At 39.5% G+C, this 19,445-nt stretch carries 23 protein-coding genes and 2 pseudogenes; 4 read left to right on the forward strand and 21 right to left on the reverse strand.

The window, feature by feature from the left end; genetic code table 11:
• Positions 1-619: 619 nt before the first annotated feature.
• Both AC1D69_RS22320 and AC1D69_RS22325 read right to left on the reverse strand, forming a co-directional pair.
• A complete protein-coding gene (locus AC1D69_RS22320; RefSeq protein ID WP_495458336.1) occupies positions 620-967 on the reverse strand; it encodes a DUF4260 domain-containing protein in 348 nt (115 codons plus the stop codon).
• A 4-nt stretch (positions 968-971) separates the two neighbouring features.
• Positions 972-1,592, reverse strand: coding sequence for a TetR/AcrR family transcriptional regulator (locus AC1D69_RS22325; protein WP_495458337.1), 621 nt, complete (start codon positions 1,590-1,592; stop codon positions 972-974).
• Between the two features lie 257 nt (positions 1,593-1,849).
• Here AC1D69_RS22325 and AC1D69_RS22330 point away from each other — a divergent pair, with 257 nt between their 5' ends.
• Positions 1,850-3,070 (forward strand): sugar efflux transporter, encoded by a 1,221-nt coding sequence (locus AC1D69_RS22330; RefSeq protein WP_495458338.1) that lies wholly within the window; start codon positions 1,850-1,852, stop codon positions 3,068-3,070.
• 75 nt (positions 3,071-3,145) lie between these two features.
• Here the strand turns inward: AC1D69_RS22330 and AC1D69_RS22335 are convergent, their stop codons facing one another.
• The 7 genes and pseudogenes from AC1D69_RS22335 to AC1D69_RS22365 all read right to left on the reverse strand — a co-directional run bounded on the left by AC1D69_RS22335 (position 3,146) and on the right by AC1D69_RS22365 (position 9,532).
• Positions 3,146-3,250 carry a DUF6254 family protein gene (locus AC1D69_RS22335; protein WP_015735743.1) on the reverse strand — a complete coding sequence of 35 codons (105 nt, stop codon included), beginning with the start codon at positions 3,248-3,250 and terminating at the stop codon, positions 3,146-3,148.
• A gap of 143 nt (positions 3,251-3,393) precedes the next feature.
• Positions 3,394-4,038 (reverse strand): hypothetical protein, encoded by a 645-nt coding sequence (locus AC1D69_RS22340; protein WP_495458339.1) that lies wholly within the window; start codon positions 4,036-4,038, stop codon positions 3,394-3,396.
• Positions 4,039-4,314: 276 nt separating this feature from the next.
• Positions 4,315-4,902 (reverse strand): TVP38/TMEM64 family protein, encoded by a 588-nt coding sequence (locus tag AC1D69_RS22345; RefSeq protein ID WP_495458340.1) that lies wholly within the window; start codon positions 4,900-4,902, stop codon positions 4,315-4,317.
• A gap of 105 nt (positions 4,903-5,007) precedes the next feature.
• On the reverse strand, positions 5,008-6,012 hold the full coding sequence (locus tag AC1D69_RS22350; protein WP_495458341.1) for a hypothetical protein: 1,005 nt from the start codon (positions 6,010-6,012) through the stop codon (positions 5,008-5,010).
• 268 nt (positions 6,013-6,280) lie between these two features.
• The gene (locus AC1D69_RS22355) at positions 6,281-7,822 is read right to left on the reverse strand and encodes a sensor histidine kinase (protein ID WP_495458342.1); all 1,542 of its coding nucleotides are present in this window, start codon (positions 7,820-7,822) and stop codon (positions 6,281-6,283) included.
• Positions 7,819-8,492: pseudogene (locus AC1D69_RS22360) on the reverse strand (response regulator transcription factor). The gene AC1D69_RS22355 and the pseudogene AC1D69_RS22360 overlap by 4 nt, the downstream one beginning before the upstream one ends.
• 98 nt (positions 8,493-8,590) lie before the next feature.
• The gene (locus AC1D69_RS22365) at positions 8,591-9,532 is read right to left on the reverse strand and encodes a ketopantoate reductase family protein (protein WP_495458343.1); all 942 of its coding nucleotides are present in this window, start codon (positions 9,530-9,532) and stop codon (positions 8,591-8,593) included.
• A 158-nt stretch (positions 9,533-9,690) separates the two neighbouring features.
• Here AC1D69_RS22365 and AC1D69_RS22370 point away from each other — a divergent pair, with 158 nt between their 5' ends.
• From AC1D69_RS22370 to AC1D69_RS22380, 3 genes are all read left to right on the forward strand, one after another.
• Positions 9,691-10,251, forward strand: coding sequence for a TetR/AcrR family transcriptional regulator (locus tag AC1D69_RS22370; RefSeq protein ID WP_495458344.1), 561 nt, complete (start codon positions 9,691-9,693; stop codon positions 10,249-10,251).
• 206 nt (positions 10,252-10,457) lie between these two features.
• Positions 10,458-10,985 carry an RNA polymerase sigma factor gene (locus AC1D69_RS22375; RefSeq protein ID WP_495458345.1) on the forward strand — a complete coding sequence of 176 codons (528 nt, stop codon included), beginning with the start codon at positions 10,458-10,460 and terminating at the stop codon, positions 10,983-10,985.
• Positions 10,979-12,136 (forward strand): DUF4179 domain-containing protein, encoded by a 1,158-nt coding sequence (locus AC1D69_RS22380; RefSeq protein ID WP_495458346.1) that lies wholly within the window; start codon positions 10,979-10,981, stop codon positions 12,134-12,136. The genes AC1D69_RS22375 and AC1D69_RS22380 overlap by 7 nt, the downstream gene beginning before the upstream one ends.
• A 123-nt stretch (positions 12,137-12,259) precedes the next feature.
• Here AC1D69_RS22380 and AC1D69_RS22385 read toward each other — a convergent pair whose 3' ends face one another.
• From AC1D69_RS22385 to AC1D69_RS22440, 12 genes and pseudogenes are all read right to left on the reverse strand, one after another.
• Positions 12,260-12,760: a DinB family protein gene (locus tag AC1D69_RS22385; protein ID WP_495458347.1), complete on the reverse strand. Its 501-nt coding sequence runs from the start codon at positions 12,758-12,760 to the stop codon at positions 12,260-12,262.
• 148 nt (positions 12,761-12,908) lie between these two features.
• Positions 12,909-13,217 (reverse strand): hypothetical protein, encoded by a 309-nt coding sequence (locus AC1D69_RS22390; RefSeq protein WP_495458348.1) that lies wholly within the window; start codon positions 13,215-13,217, stop codon positions 12,909-12,911.
• Between the two features lie 120 nt (positions 13,218-13,337).
• Complete coding sequence (locus AC1D69_RS22395; protein ID WP_495458349.1) at positions 13,338-13,691, reverse strand: hypothetical protein; 354 nt, start codon at positions 13,689-13,691, stop codon at positions 13,338-13,340.
• A gap of 181 nt (positions 13,692-13,872) precedes the next feature.
• Positions 13,873-14,023, reverse strand: a pseudogene (locus AC1D69_RS22400) (IS110 family transposase); the annotation flags it as partial.
• A gap of 205 nt (positions 14,024-14,228) precedes the next feature.
• Positions 14,229-14,870 (reverse strand): hypothetical protein, encoded by a 642-nt coding sequence (locus AC1D69_RS22405; RefSeq protein WP_495458350.1) that lies wholly within the window; start codon positions 14,868-14,870, stop codon positions 14,229-14,231.
• 697 nt (positions 14,871-15,567) lie between these two features.
• Positions 15,568-15,855, reverse strand: a complete 288-nt coding sequence (locus AC1D69_RS22410; protein WP_495458351.1) for a hypothetical protein — start codon at positions 15,853-15,855, stop codon at positions 15,568-15,570.
• Between the two features lie 376 nt (positions 15,856-16,231).
• Positions 16,232-16,360 (reverse strand): hypothetical protein, encoded by a 129-nt coding sequence (locus tag AC1D69_RS22415; RefSeq protein ID WP_495458352.1) that lies wholly within the window; start codon positions 16,358-16,360, stop codon positions 16,232-16,234.
• A gap of 197 nt (positions 16,361-16,557) precedes the next feature.
• Positions 16,558-16,806 carry a helix-turn-helix domain-containing protein gene (locus tag AC1D69_RS22420; RefSeq protein WP_495458353.1) on the reverse strand — a complete coding sequence of 83 codons (249 nt, stop codon included), beginning with the start codon at positions 16,804-16,806 and terminating at the stop codon, positions 16,558-16,560.
• Between the two features lie 10 nt (positions 16,807-16,816).
• Positions 16,817-17,299, reverse strand: coding sequence for a DUF2975 domain-containing protein (locus AC1D69_RS22425; protein WP_495458354.1), 483 nt, complete (start codon positions 17,297-17,299; stop codon positions 16,817-16,819).
• A 245-nt stretch (positions 17,300-17,544) separates the two neighbouring features.
• The gene (locus AC1D69_RS22430; protein WP_495458355.1) at positions 17,545-18,558 is read right to left on the reverse strand and encodes a zinc-dependent alcohol dehydrogenase family protein; all 1,014 of its coding nucleotides are present in this window, start codon (positions 18,556-18,558) and stop codon (positions 17,545-17,547) included.
• Positions 18,559-18,811: 253 nt separating this feature from the next.
• Complete coding sequence (locus AC1D69_RS22435; RefSeq protein ID WP_495458356.1) at positions 18,812-19,117, reverse strand: ArsR/SmtB family transcription factor; 306 nt, start codon at positions 19,115-19,117, stop codon at positions 18,812-18,814.
• An 82-nt stretch (positions 19,118-19,199) separates the two neighbouring features.
• Positions 19,200-19,361, reverse strand: a complete 162-nt coding sequence (locus AC1D69_RS22440; RefSeq protein ID WP_495458357.1) for a hypothetical protein — start codon at positions 19,359-19,361, stop codon at positions 19,200-19,202.
• Positions 19,362-19,445: the final 84 nt, after the last annotated feature.

Here is a 19,445-nt window from a genome sequence, read left to right on the forward strand (position 1 = left end):
GTCTGTTTTTTGAATTCCTCATTAAACCGTTGTCGTTGTTCCCTCATAAAAGGACACCTCTTTCTTTGTTAAGTAAATTATCCAGTTTCTCTTAACAGGTGTCCACTTTTTATTCTAGCTACAATTTTACATTTAATCCGTTCGTGAAAAGGAAATTATTGAATAATAGCTTATATTAACGGGACATTTTCCAGTTATATTGGATTTTAGGGGGTTCTACCCATCATTTAACGGGATTTTTCCCGGTAAATGAATTCAGGCACAGATTATCGCGCCTTGAAGTAGCGAAAGCGTTCGCCTACAAGATTACTATCAGAAACAAAATCTTGCCCTCTAATTTCAACCGCTCCAATCCTTATAGCTACCAAGTTAATGTCCTCAGTTAGGGACAAACCTTGATTTCTTATAACAAAAAAGCCGCTAAATTAGCGACTTCTAAAGGGACGATATTCTTTTTCTATTCTGAAACTATTCTGAAAATAATCTCTTTCTATTCTGAAAATGTTCTTTCCTCTTCTGACAACGTTGTTTAATAGTTCTATAAATTATCCAATTGTTAACCTGCTACATCCGTTCATTATAGCAATGGTTGACGTATAGGCCGTGCGATATGTTAATGTTATATTCTTTGAATATGCGTGTCTTTAAAATCGGTTACGTATTTCAATCCATAGCCCATCATCCGATCCATTCCGATATGAACCATCCAGATGAAGCCGATCATCATGAGGAAGTCGACCGAGAAAGCCAACCCTAACAGTAACAGTAGCAAAGGTGTAATGAATGTATGGGCAAAATTATACAGATACGCTCCCGCCTTTTTGCTAAACGCATATCCGATCATGAACACATCAGGCAGCATCAGCAGCAGAAGGAATATCACCCAGTTGTACCCATTAGAAAAGTATAAAAAAGTACCTAGAGCTAAAACGACCAATCCTTCGATTCTAATTAACTTATTATTCATGGTTTCATCCTCCCTTTTCTTGGTCTTCAGATCGAATTCCGTCAAGCATCCATCCGATTCCTCGTGATACTTGCTCATAGGAGATCGGATCTGGAGATAGCAGTACAGGAGCTTGAAGATTCAATCCGTCAATAACGGCCTGGATCAGTACCGCTAAAGTCTCTTTTTCACTCCGTTCCAGTTGCAGATCCATGCGATCAATAATCTCCATTATCCCCGCTTTCATTTCTTTGTACAGTTCCAGTAACTCTTTGGCAAGCTTTTCATTGTTCACGCTCTCCGTCCAAAGACTGATTAATAACGTGAACCACTCTGGGTTTTCTTTTCGAAATTTAACCACATGGCGTAGTCCCTGCTGAAGAATCTCCGAAGGAGATACGTGTAGATCCAGGTTCGCAAAGGCTGCCTTCATTCCTTTGTTGATCATCCACTCTCTAACCACTTCGACTAGCAATGTTTCTTTTGTACTGAAATGATATCCGATTAGCCCTTGCGCCACGCCAGCCTTAGCTGCAATATCCTTCATGGTTGCTTTCGTGTAACCCACCTGCCCGAATGCTGTGAATGCTGCTTGCATAATGGCGCTTCTTCGTTCGTCTTGGTTGGGCGTTTGTGTCTTAGCCATGTTCTCTCACACTCCAATACTGTTTGGTTGAACAGTCAGTTGTTATGTATCCATCATAAAACTGTTTGCTCGAACAGTCAATAGGTATTGTATATTCTGGAGCGAACTAGTTTTACAAGCCCTACAATTACTATCCAAATAGCAGTAAGGTATCCATCCACTACGATAAAATATCACATATATTATTACTGTCATTTTCAAGTATACTATAACGAGATTGACTATCTAAACCAAATATAGAGGAGTAACTTCAGATCATGATCAAACGACTTACTGCACTATTTTCAATTCCTTCGTATGGCCTACTCTTTTTATGTATGTTACTACAGGGCATGGGTCTTTCGCTCAGCTCACCGTTTTTATCCATATATTTCACGGATCAGCTTGGAGTATCTGTCGGATTATTTGGTATTTATCTAGCTGTCACGTTAATTGCAGGGATATGGATCAGTACGCTAATCGGGAGACGCTCTGACCTCGGTATGAATCGTAAAAACATTTACATGGTCTCCATGCTCTGTAATGCATTAGCTTTTAGCGGATACTTGCTCATTAAGGATTTCACGATCTTATTTATCTATATGACGGTGTTTACTGCCCTCGGTGCACCAGGTATGCCTCAATTATTCGCTATTTCTAGAGAAGCAGTGACGAAGAGTGATTTTACTGATCATGCATTTGCTAATTCTACTTTGCGTTCTGCTTTCTCGCTTGGTTTCATTATTGGCCCATTAATCGGGACTATGTTAATTGCTGCTGTTGGGTTTAAGGGGATTTTCTCGGGTACGATCGGTGTATTCCTACTTGCTCCGTTGCTTATATTCCTGTTTCTCAAATCAAAAACGGATGAGCCGAAAAAAAGTAATGCTAAAGTGGAAGTGAAAAGTCTCCCTCTGGATAAGGATAAGAACCCTAATATTCTGCTTCCCTTCTTAATTCTAATACTCATGTACATAGCTCACTGGACGAGTAGTCTTAATACCGCCCTCTTTATTACGAACAATCTTGGGGGAACGACTCGCGATGTTGGTCTAGTCAGCAGCATTTGTGCTGCGCTAGAAATTCCCTTTATGATTACATTAGGAATACTCAGTGCAAAGTATAGTAATCGAATCTTGATGATGTGTGGCTCCATTCTAGGAGGAGTGTATTACGTCGTTGTCATGATCTCAGACTCCATGTGGCAGATGCTTGCAGCTCAAATTCTGCTTGCCGTGTTTGTTGCCGTAATTTCTGCGATTGGTATTAGCTACATTCAGGATCTTCTTCCGAGTAAGCCTGGGTATGCATCTACGCTCTACTCTAATTCATCCACAATCGGTAGACTGGTTGGTAGTCTTGTTGGCGGAGGATTAGCCAGTATTGTAGGGTACCGGTATTCATTTGTATTCTGTTGTATACTCATGATTATTTCTCTAATCATGCTTGCAGTAAGTGGACGTTACACTGTAAATGAACCACAGAAGTTATCGGTTTAATATACGAAAACAAAGAAGAAGACTGCCGGTGAAATCACCGACAGTCTTTTTTGTCGAAGCAGTATACTCCTCGTCCTATTCGCTGGACAATTCCTTGAGCGATTTGATTTTACCATGCGGATGCTGTTCTTGCTTTCGTGACTTCCAGGCAGCTTCTTTCCTTCTCTTCTGGTGTGCCATAACAAGTACCCTCCTTTGGAAAATGGATTGAGATTATATACCACTTTCTTATTGCCATTCCTTGACTCTTTTCATTCCATAATATTGCTTGGAAAGCTAATCAAAAAAACAGCTTGCTTGCATACAGTCTCCAAATACCTCGCCTATGGCGGTCCCCTACTGCCGGGTATCCCTCTATTTAACCGCTCACGCTTGAAACATCCAATGAACGGTTTGCTCGCACGCCCCCTGCCGAAACTGAACATGTACGACAAGCCAGCGTCAAGCCCCAGGGGGACGTACGTGTATCTATCTCCCATCAGCGGATGAATTCCCCTTGACAAGGCAAGCAGGGCTAAGCAAAAGTACAACATTCTCAGTAGGTCGTGTCCACTTTCGCCCATCTCTTCTGGGTTTTCTCCATACAACAACTCCCAGTATTGCTCAAACCTCTCTATTACGTGGTCATTTTCGCCAGTCATGTGCTGACCAGCTGACAAACCATTAACTTGTTCCACAGACGTCCGTGAATTTCCCCACTCGAAGTACGGCAGTACATCATAGACAGCGTGTCGGAACTTTTCATTTATCGGATTTCCATAGTTAAACGTTCCCATATTCATTGGGTCGTTTTCCATCGTCAGTTTTACGCCATCTATGTTGTAAATCACTTCAAAATGTCCATCCGCAGATATGAACTTCATATTGTACTCCCCATTCCTACCGTACATATGAAACCGCGTACTCTGACGGCTCATGAGTTTCCATCCAAAGATGCCACCCTGTTCGTGTAGGATGATTGCAATCATTTCGTCAACCTCCTTATGAAATCGGTATTAGTTCAAGCAGGAAGCCACAGAGTTTAAGAGCAATACTTCCATCGTTGTGAATCAATCATACTAACGCCATTTAAACTGAATTTAAACCAAAAAGAAAAAGAACAATTTTACCCCGCGACAGGTAAGATTGTTCCTTTTATCAGCGCTAGAAAACAAGATATGCGCTCTATATGGGCAAAGATACTGTAAACACAGTTCCCGACCCTCGGCTTATACCGTGATTTTGCCGCTGTGCGTTTCCCAATCTTAAACGATACCCGAAATCCATGAAAAGCCAAAGCTGTATGAAGCAATGGACAGCGGTTTGCATAAAAAGATGATTGCAATAAATTTTTCGAGTTTCATTTTTGTAAGTCCGGCCAGCATACACAGAAAATCATCGGGTACTACCGGTATTAAAATGGCAATGGTAAAACTAGTATCAAAGCGGTTTTTCTTGTCTAGCCAGCCAATAAATTTATCATAATTTGTTTTGGAAGAAACAATTTGTAAAAAGGATATCCCCAATCTGCGCGCCAATAGAAACGCGATAACCGATCCAACGGCAATCCCAACGTAGTTGTACAAAAATCCCTCCACAGGACCGAATATATACACGCCCGCCAGTAAACTAATGCCTCCCGGAATGATCGGTATGACCACTTGCACGATTTGGAGGATCACAAACGCCATAGGCCCCCAAACTCCAGTTTTCTGGACAAAGTTCTTTAACGACTCCAACGATGTGAAAATTCCGTTGCTCCATCCATAAATAGCCAAAATCAAGATCAGAAGCAGCCCCATTATAAATGTTATATGAAACACTGTTTTTAATGTTATCTTCTCACCAGTCATCCGTTCAATTATCCTCTTTTTCTGCCGTTTTCTATGATAAAAGCTCTTCCATTGCCGCAAAATGCTTTCATTGGAATATAGCTCGTAGCCTCTTATTTTTAATGCTTAAACATGAATGATTGCTCTCCATTGGCGCAAGAGATTGACAAACCTCGTTCTGATTCCTTTTGTGGGTTGGTACAAGTAATTACCTACACGCGTTCGGATTTTTCTTGTCCATTTGGGTGCTACCGCCGCATAAGGCGGATAGAGGCTTTGCGCATCTGCCGGCTGCGTATCGGTTTCATTCCGACAATTCGAGTAAACCTCAACTTCCAATCCGGTCTGTTCGAAAACCAAGTCGAAGAAGTGTTCTATCACATCGGATTCAGAGATATTACTTGAAAAAGAGATATTCAACTTCCCACCGACAGAACAGATAGCGCAGTTTATAGAGGCAGCCCTTTTGTGTAATGGCATCGCCTCTATCATGTCAACATATTGCTCCATCGACTTAGGCAACTCAATATTTCCGAGGTTAGTCAGAACCGCAGTTGTTGTACTTTCCGACCGCTTTGATACAAAGTTGATTATCGTCTTTTTGATAAACCACGGAATAACTCGGCTCACGAGCATTTTTTCATATCCGACGTATGTTGCTATAATGGAAGCAAAACCTTCCTTTGTGATAGAGGTTTTCATTTGCGTTGTTACAGATTCCACTAGTTCGTCAAAGGTTTGCTCAGGATCTGCTGGTATACTTACACTGATTTGAGAAATAAAGTTTCTCAGTGTTTTTGACGGGAACAACCCTCGAAGATTAACCGGTATAGAAATCCGAATTGGGTGATTTTCTTTGGTCACCATAATCGACGTGCAAGGATAGGTTGATTCTTCCTGTACCACCAGCGGATTGTTGTTTTCATAAAGATAGGTCCAAAATAATCCCTTCTTCAATTTTACCGCCATTGTGGGAAATCGTTTAATCGTTATATCGGTAGCTTGCTGAAGCGCCCTTGGGTCAACATTTTCAGTCAGTATTACTACTAGACGGAAAACACAAGTGTTTGTCTTCTTCGTCACCGCAGAGTAGAGCTTTCCCGTGTTATCAAGTCTATACCATCTTTTCATTCAAACCATCTCCATGATATTAATTACAAAGTGGAATCGTTGTTTCCATCGTTGTAAACCCATCATATTGACGCTGTATAAACTGAATTTAAACCAACACAGAAAAAGAACAATTTTACCTCGACAGGTAAAATTGTTCTATATTGAGTGAGAGATAACCCCCGGGTTATGCCGTGGGAGTGAGACGGTATTAGTCTCAAGCAATTACTGGTTGTTGTTACTCAAATAGAGGAAACAATCAGAAAACAATCAGAAAACAAGTTGTGTACTACACGGGTAAGGATATTGTAAACACTGTTCCTACTCCCGGTTCACTCTGCACCGCAATTTTTCCACCGTGTGTTTCCACAATCTTCTTTACTATAGCAAGTCCCAGCCCGCTTCCTTTTTTGGTGCGCTCTCTTGATTTGTCCACTTTGTAAAACCGCTCAAAAATATGTTTTTGCGCGTCCTCATCAATTCCTATGCCTGTGTCGGATATTTTACATTCAACGGCTTTCCCGTGTTTGTGTAAATCCACCCGTATACTGCCGCCCTCTGGTGTGAATTTAATACTGTTATGAATGAGGTTTACCCACACTTGGCTCATCATATCCTCATCCGCCATGACGGTCACGCTGTCAAGAAAAGCATCCATGTGTATCTTCTTTTCGCTCCATTGCGGTTCACAGCTTAGGATTAAAGCCCGAATCTGTTTATCCAACCGGTATGGTTTCGGCTCAAATTTCATGCTGTCGGCTTCAAGCGCGGCAAGTTTCAGCAAGTTTTCACTCAATCTGGACAACCGCACAGTTTCTGTTTCAATAATGCTTAGGAAATGCTTTCGTTCTTCAGGCGTTAATTCATCGCTTTGCAGGACATAGGTAAACCCTTTAATAGAAGCAAGGGGGGACTGGATCTCGTGCGACACGTTAGAGATGAACTCCTGCCGCATACTTTCCGTCTGCTCCAAATTTAAAGCCATTTCGTTAACGCTCTTAACTAATCTGGCAAAAGGCTCGACTTCTTTCATACCGTGGTTTAGCCGAACACTAAAATCACCTTTCGAGATGCTTTCTAAAGCGTCCATCACCTCGGATAGCAAACGGATATTACTCGTGAAATTGGAATTCTTGAAATACCAACGAAGCAAGAGGAAAATCAATACACCCGAGTAATGCCAAAAGAGATGAAACAAAGGGGGACCTTCCTCCGGTAATCTTTGCCCAGTGAACAAGACATACAGAACGAAAGCCAAGAAGTAAGCAACGACTAACCCTCCCAATATGACCGCAACGATAACAACCGTCAGGGCAACATATTGAACGACTTCCCCCCTGCTGATAAATCGATTGCCAAAAGGCAGCTTCGCCCACAAGAACTTTTTGACGAGAAACAAAAGGAGCGCCCAGAGCAGAATGTTAAAAACCCAAAAATCCCGCGAGGTTTGGGCCTCCGGCATAAACCCGATAATCGCATAACCGATACTGGTAAGGCCGTGTGAGATGGCAAAACAAAGGAGAAGAACTGCAGTTATCATTAAGATTAAGGTAATCCTTCGGATATTTATTGCTCTTGAGGCAAACTCAATGCCCAAAAATGACTTGACCTTTTGGCTTTTTTTTACTAAAAAAAACAGCAGTATCCACGTTGCAAAGGCAGACACATAAAAAGCAGAAATCACGCCGTCTGTTAATTCGGTTCCCGAAAGTAAAACGATGATAAAGCACACTGTAACCGCAGCAGTAAAAGCGTTAGCAAAACAGATGATTAACGCAAACAACTCTAAAATAGCTCGCTCTGCAAAATGGACAGCCTTACTCTTCATCATGATTCCACTTCCAAGCGATAGCCCAAGCCCCGGATGGTTGTGATTCTAAAGGCGCATTTCCCCTCAGGAAAACGCTGGCGTAAGCGGTTGACATGAACGTCCAGCGTCCGCTCGTTTCCCTCAAAATCGTAGCCCCATATATCTTCAAGTAACGTATCGCGAGAGAATGTCCGTCCGGGTTGCCCGGCCAATTTAAACAAAAGCTCAAATTCTTTGAGCGGGAGTGTAATTTTCTCATCTCCAGCGGTTACTTCATAATTCTTTTGGTTCATCACCAGTTTCCCGATTTGAACATTTTGAGAAGCGATAATCTGGTAGCGATTTAACATGGCTTTTACCCTCGCCACCAATTCCAGCGGCTCAAATGGTTTCACCAAATAATCATCTGTTCCCAACTGAAAGCCCTTTACTTTTTGTGAGGTTTCACCTTTTGCCGTCAACATGAGCAAGGGAATAAATAAGATACTCGAAGCTCACGACACAGCTCAAAGCCATCCATATTCGGCATCATCACATCAAGGATAACTAAATCCGCTTTTACCGTTTCTAATTTTGAAAGTGCGTCCAGACCGTCATCGGCTTCATATACGGCAAAACCCTCTTTCCGCAATACAACTTTCACCAATTCACGAAAATGCGGGTCATCGTCAACAACTAAAATTTTATTCATAATGAGGCTCCTTTCTGCGGTCAACCACATAATCAAAATAGTGTAGCAGTTCAATGTAAACTGAAGTTAAACAGAATCTTAACCTAGTCCTGGTTAGTTCAATGATTATTTGATTTAAACTTGGTCATCGCTTGTTTCTCAAGTTCGTCCCAATGGGGTGTCGCAATGTTTAATCGTTGTTTTAACAGATCGAACGAATCAAACAAAGCTGCAATTTCGCTGTAAGATCCATTCATCAATTTCATAAACGGTAATTTATGTATTATTTTTAGACCATAGTATACACTCTGTCTGTGTTTTCGAATAAAGTTAACTTGATTTGCAGGAGTGATCGTATATCCTAATTGTTCTAATATATGAAACCCCTCGTCCATGACTGATATAGCTTGCTTTAATAGCTTCTTGTCCTTAGATAATTTTTTCAAATCACCATCGTAAAGATATCCAACAGAATTTAAAGCTACTATTGCGACGATATGACTTTTGAGCCAAGCATCCATATCATCATGATAAGCTAATTTAAATTTAACATGTTTAAACGCTTTTTCTAGTAAAGGTTTTATTGTGATCTCCCCATCCAGATTGCCAAGTATTAGTTGTCCACCTCCGCGTATGCAAATGATACGACCGCTATCTTCTCGGAGTCCTCCGCTTATCTGAAAACCGAAGATTATATTTTTCGCTACATCGCTCTTTTCTTGAAGAATGTTCTGCATCCCATGGGCATCAGCATTGTTACCGATAAGAACAATATTCTGACTCTGATTCTCAGCTAGAATAGGCAGCACGGATAGGAAATCATTGTATTTCATCACGACAAAAATGAGATCATACAGATCCTCAGGTTGAAGCTCCTGAATGACCTTTACTTCATCGACCGTGTTTTTATGCTGAAAATAATGATGTATGACAACTCCATCTTTCATCAATTGTTCAGCACGCTTACCTCTAGCAAGTACTGTGACATCATTTCTTCCGCGCACTAAGGCATGAGCAAGATAACTTCCTTGAACTCCGGCGCCAAAAACTAATATTCTCATGGTTATATCCCCTCTTTTTTAACAATTGTTGTATTTTGACCATTTGTTCAATAAAGTAAGATTACCAACATCTTTAACAAGTATCTATCGCTAGATCTATCGATTTTGTTGGGTTTTCAACAGAATACAATGGTTTGTTTAAAAAAAGGGGTGTTTCCATGGATAGAAGAACAAAAAAGAACCAAAGAGCCATTATGGATGCATTAATTCATTTAATAGGAAAAAAAGATTTCGAACAAATAACGATTAATGACATCGCAGACCGTGCTGATGTCAATCGAGGCACCATTTATTATCATTACGCGGACAAATACGATCTATTGGATAAATGCCTAGAGGCTCATTTGTATCATTTGATCGAAAGTTGCTCCTCAGAGGATGGCACAGAATCTTCTCCATCAAAGTCTTCATTATTCCGTACACTTACACAAATGGAGAAGAACGCTCTCATTTATAGGAATTTATTAAGCAATAAGGGCATTCCTTCGTTCAGAAACCATTTACAAAAAATAATGGGTAATCAAGTAATGGAACAAATCGTTGGAAATAATAATTTAAACCTTAATGAGTTGAATAAAGAGATATTTGTACAATTTCTGAGTTCGGCGATTGTTGGAGTGATTGAATGGTGGTTAACTCAACAAATGCCCTGTTCTGTAGAAGAAATAACTGAACAGTTATGGTCACTACTCGAACAGAATCAGATGATCCCAGCTTAGGCTGATACGGAGAAATAACTCATCTCAACGGTTGAGATCCGGAGCTACACCTATTGGTGGACCTAGGTGTTTTGGTTATAAACGAGATACAGTCCCCTGAATAGGTTGGTATTTTTCCCCATGTAACCTTCTAGCTACCTACTCGATCTAATATATGTAACGTTACAAAAATTCTAATACTTCTAGTCAAGAAAGCAGGTGAACCCTTGCATACAGATCCTATTGTCGTAAAAGCCCAAGCTGGGGACCCTGAAGCATTCATGCAGTTGATGCAAGAGTTAGAGTTACCTTTATATAGAACTGCACGGTCCATCGTCAACAAAGACGAAGATTGTGCAGATGCCCTCCAAGAGACGATGCTTAAAGCCTTTAAGTCCATCCATACACTCAGAGAGCCCGCTTTTTTTAAAACGTGGATCTATCGAATTCTGATTAATGAATGCAACAAAATGGTCAAAAGCAACTCTAGAGCCCTCCCTTATGGAGAGCTTCCCGACGTCCCTTCCACTTCCAAGGATTATGAGAATATCGAATTATGGGATGCCGTACAAGATCTTGAGGAGAATCTACGGATTGTCATTCTCCTTCATTACTTACAGGACATGCCGATCAGTCAAATTTCCGACATTCTCGAAATTTCTACGGTAGCGGTGAAGACCCGGCTGCATCGTGCTCGCAAGAAGCTAAAGCATTCATCTCAAATCAATCAAGACAAGGGAGTTGCGACATGGTAAACACTAAGCTAGAAGAACAATTAAAGAACTGCCAAAGCTTACTTCCCGATCAGATATCGGATATTACACGCTCCAAGCTGAATGAGACTTACCAAATGATCAGAGAAACCGATCATTCCATTCCCCCCATTCAGAGCAAAATAAATGGATCAAGAACTTTTAATAAATGGTGGGTTACCACTGCAGCCGCTGCAATCCTTGGACTTACCCTCATAGCTTCCGGATTTGTATCGCCCGCAATGGCAGATGCACTTAAGCAAATTCCGGTTCTAGGACAAATCTATTCATTATGGGGTGAGACGAACTTAGATCCCGGTGTTCAACAAGCCGAGGAATTCATCACAAACGTTAACCAAAGCGTGACCCATGGCGATGTGACAATGAACATTCCAACGTTGTTATTTGACGGGACCCGAATTCTTATGAATATAACCACTCCTGGAAACCTTCTGGCTTCGGAGCCCAATTCACCACCTTCCGATACCAATAAAGGTGCGGTGGATACGTTAGAGGTTCTCTATAAAGACCAACCTCTGAACGTAGGTTATGAATTCATGGACGGTGAGACTGCTTCCAGTCTAATCGTTCAGGTTACCAGCAATACTAGCACAAACCAGTCTATTAAGTTCTCTGATCAATTTGACTTGACTGTAAATGTAACGTTAAAGGGTTACGATGACCCCTTCCAATTCGTTCTACCTGTTACAAAATCAACACCCGTTACCGTTCTAACTTCAGAGGAGATCCAGCATTACGAAAACATTAACTTACAGATCAGCAAGTTGGAAATCACCCCCATCACAACGCAGGTATCTGTTGAGTACACAACCAAACCGGGCCAGAGCATAGAAGAAATGCTCGCTTCTATCCCTTCGAAATACAAGGGTGCTAACGGGGGCGTTATCGCTCTTCAATATGACATTGTGGATGAACATGGTGTTCAACTGAAGCCCATCGGTGCTCACCCTCTTAGCGAATCTTATAACATTCGCTTTGAGCCATTCAAGACTCAACCACGTACCGTAACCATTAAACCGTATTTAGTCGTATCCGAAGGTCAAATCCCAGCTGGGGATACGGGACTGGTGGAACACAAAAATATGGTCAAGGGATATATTCCTGAGCTAGAGACTGTATTTTCGGTGCAATAGTTCATCGACGGAGCCATAATTGGCTTCGTCTTTTTATTTATGCCCCATGAAAATGTTCGTCCCAAAAAATCAGTCGCAGAGTACCGGCGGTCATGCCGAGGTCCTGCGACTTTTTGGCGAGCTTTAGTTCATTTGTATTTCGTCGGCCGAGGGACCATAGAGGCCCGGCACCGGAATATCGAGAAGTCGCAAATAAACCCCTAGTTGCGCCCGATGGTGAACCATGTGGTTCAATCCGAAGTTGCGAAGCGCGATCGCCCGAGGTTGGCATAAGATGATAAGGTCACCGTTCCGTAATTTCCATTCCTCACCGAGCGTTTTCTCGTCGCATTCGGCTAACAGCTTTTGAATCTTGACAACGTTAGCGTCGAATTCCTCTAGCACGTCTTCGCGTCTTTCCAATGGTTCCCGCCGAAGCGGCACGGTCGAAAGATCGAGTTCCGGGTAAAGAAGAATTTCGAGTTGCCAGTTCAGCAGATTAGTCAGATGCGTGGCCAACCCGCCCAACGTCATTGATTTCACGTGCGGCTTCCACGTCATATGCTCCTTGGGCAAGCGTTCCAGGATACGACGCGTACTGGCCAGCTCATGCATGACGTCCCCGATAATCAGTTGTTTCACCATAGGTTTTCACTCTCCTCGTTTATATGATATCTACTCTATTGTATACTAGCATATATTGTAAGTTTTCTACCCGTTACTTCAATGAAAACAGCAGGCTAACGCCTGCTCGTTAATGTGTATCATTCAACTAAAGTTCCCCGTTAATGAATTATGGATTTAATTTTAATTCATTGACAAGAAAATCACCTTGCTCTATTTTCATTACGCTCTTTTCTTTTGTATAATCCCAACCATTTTTTATTGTATATTTAATTATACTAGTACAAACACTCGGTTCACATAAGTTGGTGGACCAATTAACTTCCCAAGAAAATAGTATTAAAAAATACGATGTTTTAGTTTTTGAAGGATATATTTTAAAACTTATTGACTCATTTGAAGGCGATTGGTCAATTATGCAATGAAATAAGCACTCATCAATTACGATTTTCTTTACTTCCTTTGTGAAAAGCTTCATTGATTGAACTCCTTTTGTAGGACCATTTTCTTAATTTATAAATTCCACCTTTTCTTACGTTAACCTGCCCGTTCGTATTATGAGATCAACCAGTGCGGTAGACCTTTCGGTATTGAACTATCACGTCAATCTTTCGGAGATAGTTTTACTTATTTCTTCAGGGTTTTTAACATCAATAATTAACTTTGATATTTTAAATTTACCAACAAGAAAATTATTCAAGTCAAAATGAAGGGTATCAACCTCATTATAAAAAAAGTAGAGATGATAACCTCCATTGAATCTAAATAATCCATTTCTTGTTCCTCCAAAAGAAGCACCATAAAGCTTGAAAGCATTTGGTATGGGTCTACCTGTTGTTATCCCCTTAATCGAAGAGTATGGAATTTGCAACCCGTTATCTAATTTAAAAAAGGGCGGATTTCCAAGATCGATATTTAAATGGGTTTCCATTAATTGAATTGTACGTTCCATTCGTTTAGTCCACCATTTCATAACGCTTTAGTATTTTTAAAATATGTTTACATATTATACCATATATAATCTTATTTATAGAATTTATTGAGCTAATTTACCCAAGAACAGAACATGCCTTTTTCCATCCCTTGATCTTTCATTAGTTGTTGAATCCAACCTAGAAAGTGATTGAAATCTGAGTTTGTATTTTCAAAATGGAAAGCTTTCTTGAACTCTTGCCCTCTAAAATCCTGTGCGCGTGCAACGTGCTTGTACTTAGCGATATCTACGCCAACTATTAGCGTTTGAGAAGTGATTTGAGCTATCTTCTCATTTTGGTTATAATTCATATTATCTGCCTCCTGACATTCGAATTCGTCCCTTTCGCTGGCCAGCTTAGGACAATTCTTATGATATCAAGAGGTATTTTATTGTTCAAACGTCATTCTTTCTCATTACAGGAATGCTGCCCGTTACTTCAATAAACAAGAGATAGCTCAACGTTGCATGATCTTCCACTCTCGTGTCCCGTTTAGCGTAATAAACCACGATTTGTCAGTTTACAGATAACTTAAATATCAAAGCCCATTTTGCGTTTTTCAATCGTTCCGGAGTTAAATCAATGGTTTCCCAATCATTCTTATCTGTGGACTGCATCCCCCATACAGCAACCTCGTCATTTTCTGAGACATCCAAGCTTTCATTTAGTTGGATAGTATTGCTTCCTGTATTTCTAATATCACGATCGATGTATGTAATACTTGATGCTGTACCGTTTTTATTCGCAAAAGCTGTTGTGATCTCATACAGTGGTTTACTGCCTTCAATTGAAACTGTCTTAATCGATGCAATAAATTCGCCTTCATAGTCCTTTGTCTTATCTTGTGAATCCTGCATTGAGGTGCCAATGGAACTGTATGTCTTCGTTTTCGTTCCGTTTTCCCAAAGTTCAATTTTAGCAGAAATATCATTTTTGTTTCCGCCGTAATTCAATTTCACTGCACCCGACATCGTGCCAAGAAAAGGTTGGAACTTCCCTGCCTCTCCGGCAAATAAATCGATTGGCTCCACGTGCAAAGCAGTTCCTTTAACTTGTTTTGTTACTGCTGTTTCCGGTTGGTTGGATACATCCTTTGAGCATGAACACAGCATTACAGCAATAATAAGTATCAAACCGATGAGACTTAGCTTCTGCAAAATAATTTACTCCCCTTCTTTTCATATTGTTTAATTTCACCATTAACCAACCCATAGTTAGAACACAATTTTTTAAGTATACTGTCCGTTAGTCATCCATGCAGCGCAAGCGTTGCACCACAGATGATGAAAATGGTTATATTCAGTCAATACTGCTACTACGGCTGGCGAAGAAGGTCGATGAACTATGGTGCCTTAGAGCCCATCCGTTAGTCTGACTCCAACGACCACGGTGCATCACAGATTGTCGCTCCCTTTTGGGAAGCACTCATGGGAGATTAATCCTACTCTGGTTATTGCACCAGCCTAGCCTTTATTGGTTGTAGAAGGAAGTTTGTTGTTTTCCGGTCTGCCTAACTTTATATAAGTACACATAACGCTCAGCTTTTTTTTAAAAGTGCTTTTCTGGGTCTTCTTTTTTATGTTCTTTTACTAGTATTGAGCTAGTTTAATTTTCATGGGAGTTCAATAAGAACAATAATCTGTTTAAGGTGATGTTTATCTATGATTCCCCAACTAACTCCTTTATTTTTGATGATAAATTATCCCAGCTGCTATCATATCCTACATTATACATCCACCCACTAGAACGTAGCCTCTCTCCTAAATAGATGTACTCGGCACGTTGCTTATCGTTTAGGCTAACATCTAAAATTCCGTCACCATACTTAAACTCATTCAAGTAATCGTACAATTTTCAAAGGACATCTTCCTTATTATTATCTTTTTCCATTCCATGATTTAAGATAATTGAATCGATGGCATCATCTAGTTTCTGTGTAACAAGGGCTTCATTTTCCCAATTATTATCTAGCTGATACTGTATAGTTGCTTCAAGTTGCCCTAAATCTCGGTAAATGGCTGAATTCAATAACTCATATTTCAATTCTTGATTTCTGTTAACACGTTCTTGATTTTTAAATAAGGCAACATTCCCGATTAGTGATACTACTAAAATTACTTTAATCCAGTCTGTTTTTCTCATACTTTCTCCATTCACTCTGACTTCTATTTAGGCAAATCAGTAATACTATCCTGCTTGTTAAGCTCAACAGGTCATTTATGATAAATATCGCTTCGGATGTATAATGCTGTTATATTATACCATAACATTACAAAAATGCGTTCAATGCGGTGCGTTAAACTGCCCGTTACTTCAATGAAAACAGCAGGCTACCGTAGCGCCTGCTCATTAATGTGTATCATTCAACTTAAATGTCCCGTTAGCCATACATGCAGCGCAAGCGCCGTACCACAGATGATAGAAGTAATTCCGTTCTTCCATGGGAGTTCAATGAATTACCTTACCAATACCGCTTTCCATTAAAGGCGAAAAATCGAACTCCCTCGGTGCGATTTACCTAATCATGTGTTACCTCATGACTCTCAAGTTCATCATTCTTATTAAAATTGAGTCGTAACAAACTGTCATCTACTCCTAATCCTGCTCTACCTAAGTAATAAACATATTGACGATAAGGTTCATCCAATTTTTGTACGGGTTCTCCAATCTAGGATACAAATTTCTTCCTCTAAGTCAGTTTACCGTTAAATTGGTATATGGATAATGGAGTGTTTAAAGAAATTTTTGTATTTATGCGTATAACTTCCCGTTAGAGCTTATTAAAAGAGAGCAGGATACGTAACTCCTGCTCATCATTGTGTATTATTCAACTATTGTTCCACGTTAGTTCAAATCGTTTGATTGTCCATTTAAGCTTTGAGAGTCTTTGTCACTTTTGTATTCTAAGATATCTCCAGGCTGACATTCTAGAGCCTTGCAAATCTCCTCTAAAGTTGATAATCGAATCGCTTTTGCCTTTCCATTTTTTAATATGGATATATTAGCCATTGTGATTCCAACCCTTTCTGAAAGTTCTGTCACGCTCATTTTCCTTTTAGCCAGCATCACGTCAATATTGATTATAATCGCCATGTTATTCACCTCAGACTGTTAAGTCATTTTCTGATTTTATATCGATGGCTTCTTGTAAAAGCCGTTGAAGAACCGCAGCAAACACTGCGATAACCAATGAAGCAAAAATCATGACTAATCCAATTAGTATGATACCTGGTGCATCGTCCATGTCCGCCATCAGAAAGAAAAGTGGCATGCCTACCACATATAAGATACTTATTGCTATAGCACTGTATTTTATATTCTTTAAAACTCGTACAGATAATCCCGAGAAAGCTTTATTCTTGTCAATATAGCCTAAAAGTTTAAAAGCTTGATATAGAGCAAAGTAAAAGGGTATCGCCGTTGCATACAAGTCGATTAAAACGAGATATTTAATATAAGCATGATCAGGATACAATTCTGCTGCAAAATTCGCTATCTCAGGCACCAAAAATATACACAAAGCAAGAACTGGAATTCCAATAAGAATAACAGCTATCTTTAAAATAAGTGTTGTTCCTCGTTTCATAAAAAGCACCTCACAATTTTTTTATTAATATGAATCTAACATAAATTTTATTGTAAAACAATATATTTTTATTGTTATGTACAATATAATGGTTATTTTCTAAAATATAAAAAGGATTTCTCATTACAAAGAAATGCCTTAAAAAAATAAAAAAAGCCTGAATTATCAGGCCATACTGAACTCATATCTGTATTAATTTGCTCATTCTTAATCTAATACTGGCTATTATAATTAAAGTTTATTGTTTATTCTGAAACTCGGATGATGATTTTCCCAAAAGCTCCTCGGCCTAGATGTTCATATGCTTCAATAGCTTCATTAAATGAGTAAACGGTATCGATAACGGGTTTAATCTTCAATTCTTCAAAAGCCTTGTTCATTTCATCGAATGCTTTGCGGTGACCGACATAGATTCCTTGTATATTAGCTTGCTTAGCTAGAAGTGAAAATAAGTTAACTTCCGCCATCATACTTTTCAGAAAACCAATAATATAAATGTGTCCTTGTAGAGCTAGAGCTTCAATCGAATGATTAATGCTGTCTCCGCCGACAACTTCTAAGATATGCTCTGCTCCTTTACCATTGGTCAGTCTTAATACTTCTTTCTCCCAATCAGGTGTTTTTACATAGTTAATAATTTCTTTCACTCCTAAGGCTCTTACACGTTCTCCTTTTTCATCGCTACTAGTCGTCGCGATAACCCGAGCTCCAAGTGCAGATGCAATTTGAACGGCATAAACAGATACGCCTCCAGTACCTTGAACGACCACAGTATCACCTGCTTTTATTTTTCCATATTCCACAAGTGAGAACCATACCGTAAGGGCAGCAATTGGCAGTGTAGATGCTTCTTCATCAGTCATGCTATCAGGTGTCATGACAGCTGCTGCTTCATCTAAAAGCATATATTCTGCGAGTCCACCATTATTAGGTCCACCCACTGCAGTTGGTGCATAATCTTGGCTTGGAGCACCTTCAACCCATTTAGTATAAAGATGAGAAACTACTCGATCTCCAACTTTAAATTCTGTAACCTCTGAACCTACACTTACTACGACGCCGGCTGCATCTGATACGGGAATAAAAGGTTTACTCATTAAATCCGGCAAATAATCGCCATCCATAATTGACTTATCTCGAAAATTAAGAGATACAGCTTTTACTGCAACTAATAATTGTTTCGGTCCTGGTTGTGGTACTTCCACATCTACTAATTTCAAATTTTCTAGTCCTACACCTTGTTTTTGCCATGCTTTCATCTAAATCAAATCCTCTCTATTTTTCATATTGGAGTAAGTAAAATACTTGCTGTACTTAATGCAATTTCCTTTGTGTTTCAAATACTATCTGTCACCCATCTCGATGAATTAAATTTGTTATATAAGAAAACTATATTTTAACGAATTGCAATATGTCGATATGTGCGTGTAAATAAAATGGATGTATTGCAATATATCAATATGATGCTTTACAAAAAAGTGAATATACTGAATTCAATACGATCTATCAGTATTATTCACCTTTTTGGAGATACGAACCAATCAGATTAATTGCATCTTCGTTTCTTTTGTAATATGTCCATTTACCAATACGAGTAGCTTTAACTAACCCAGCTCGTTGTAAAATAGAGAGATATTGAGATGCAGTAGATTGGTTCATGTTTAACTTACTAGTTATCTGACTCACACATACCCCTACTTCAACAAGATCAATTCCTTCCTGGGGTGAAAAATGAACTTCTGTATTCTTCAGCCATTCCAAGATTTGAAGACGAGCATCATTAGATAGTGCTTTAAAAATATCGATTGGGTTATTCATGTGATTATTGTATATTAATTATTTGCAATATGTCAAACTATATAATGTTAATATGATTACCATATCATCCTCGTTTGCAGGTTTATTTTCTTTTGAAATAAGCAAAGATCAAAATCCATAGAATGCAACCAAGTAGAATTTCAACGCCACTCTCGTTCAAATGAATCCCATTACCGCTCAGCCATATTCCCGTAAAAAAACCTAACACAATACATAGCACTATCTCAAGCAGTTTGACTTTCATACTATTCTCCTTTAGCGCGTAGATAGAGAGTTTAATGTATTGGTTAAAATTGCATTTTATAATAACATGCTTTATAACTTAAGC

This window comes from Paenibacillus sp. Y301, assembly GCF_059445505.1.

Coding starts and splice junctions, on each gene's coding strand:
- AC1D69_RS22320 (WP_495458336.1), bottom strand. CDS start 967: ATGAATAATAAGTTAATTAGAATCGAAGGATTGGTCGTTTTAGCTCTA.
- AC1D69_RS22325 (WP_495458337.1), bottom strand. CDS start 1,592: ATGGCTAAGACACAAACGCCCAACCAAGACGAACGAAGAAGCGCCATT.
- AC1D69_RS22330 (WP_495458338.1), top strand. CDS start 1,850: ATGATCAAACGACTTACTGCACTATTTTCAATTCCTTCGTATGGCCTA.
- AC1D69_RS22335 (WP_015735743.1), bottom strand. CDS start 3,250: ATGGCACACCAGAAGAGAAGGAAAGAAGCTGCCTGGAAGTCACGAAAG.
- AC1D69_RS22340 (WP_495458339.1), bottom strand. CDS start 4,038: ATGATTGCAATCATCCTACACGAACAGGGTGGCATCTTTGGATGGAAA.
- AC1D69_RS22345 (WP_495458340.1), bottom strand. CDS start 4,902: ATGACTGGTGAGAAGATAACATTAAAAACAGTGTTTCATATAACATTT.
- AC1D69_RS22350 (WP_495458341.1), bottom strand. CDS start 6,012: ATGAAAAGATGGTATAGACTTGATAACACGGGAAAGCTCTACTCTGCG.
- AC1D69_RS22355 (WP_495458342.1), bottom strand. CDS start 7,822: ATGATGAAGAGTAAGGCTGTCCATTTTGCAGAGCGAGCTATTTTAGAG.
- AC1D69_RS22365 (WP_495458343.1), bottom strand. CDS start 9,532: ATGAGAATATTAGTTTTTGGCGCCGGAGTTCAAGGAAGTTATCTTGCT.
- AC1D69_RS22370 (WP_495458344.1), top strand. CDS start 9,691: ATGGATAGAAGAACAAAAAAGAACCAAAGAGCCATTATGGATGCATTA.
- AC1D69_RS22380 (WP_495458346.1), top strand. CDS start 10,979: ATGGTAAACACTAAGCTAGAAGAACAATTAAAGAACTGCCAAAGCTTA.
- AC1D69_RS22385 (WP_495458347.1), bottom strand. CDS start 12,760: ATGGTGAAACAACTGATTATCGGGGACGTCATGCATGAGCTGGCCAGT.
- AC1D69_RS22390 (WP_495458348.1), bottom strand. CDS start 13,217: ATGAAGCTTTTCACAAAGGAAGTAAAGAAAATCGTAATTGATGAGTGC.
- AC1D69_RS22395 (WP_495458349.1), bottom strand. CDS start 13,691: ATGGAACGTACAATTCAATTAATGGAAACCCATTTAAATATCGATCTT.
- AC1D69_RS22410 (WP_495458351.1), bottom strand. CDS start 15,855: ATGAGAAAAACAGACTGGATTAAAGTAATTTTAGTAGTATCACTAATC.
- AC1D69_RS22420 (WP_495458353.1), bottom strand. CDS start 16,806: ATGGCGATTATAATCAATATTGACGTGATGCTGGCTAAAAGGAAAATG.
- AC1D69_RS22425 (WP_495458354.1), bottom strand. CDS start 17,299: ATGAAACGAGGAACAACACTTATTTTAAAGATAGCTGTTATTCTTATT.
- AC1D69_RS22430 (WP_495458355.1), bottom strand. CDS start 18,558: ATGAAAGCATGGCAAAAACAAGGTGTAGGACTAGAAAATTTGAAATTA.
- AC1D69_RS22435 (WP_495458356.1), bottom strand. CDS start 19,117: ATGAATAACCCAATCGATATTTTTAAAGCACTATCTAATGATGCTCGT.
- AC1D69_RS22440 (WP_495458357.1), bottom strand. CDS start 19,361: ATGAAAGTCAAACTGCTTGAGATAGTGCTATGTATTGTGTTAGGTTTT.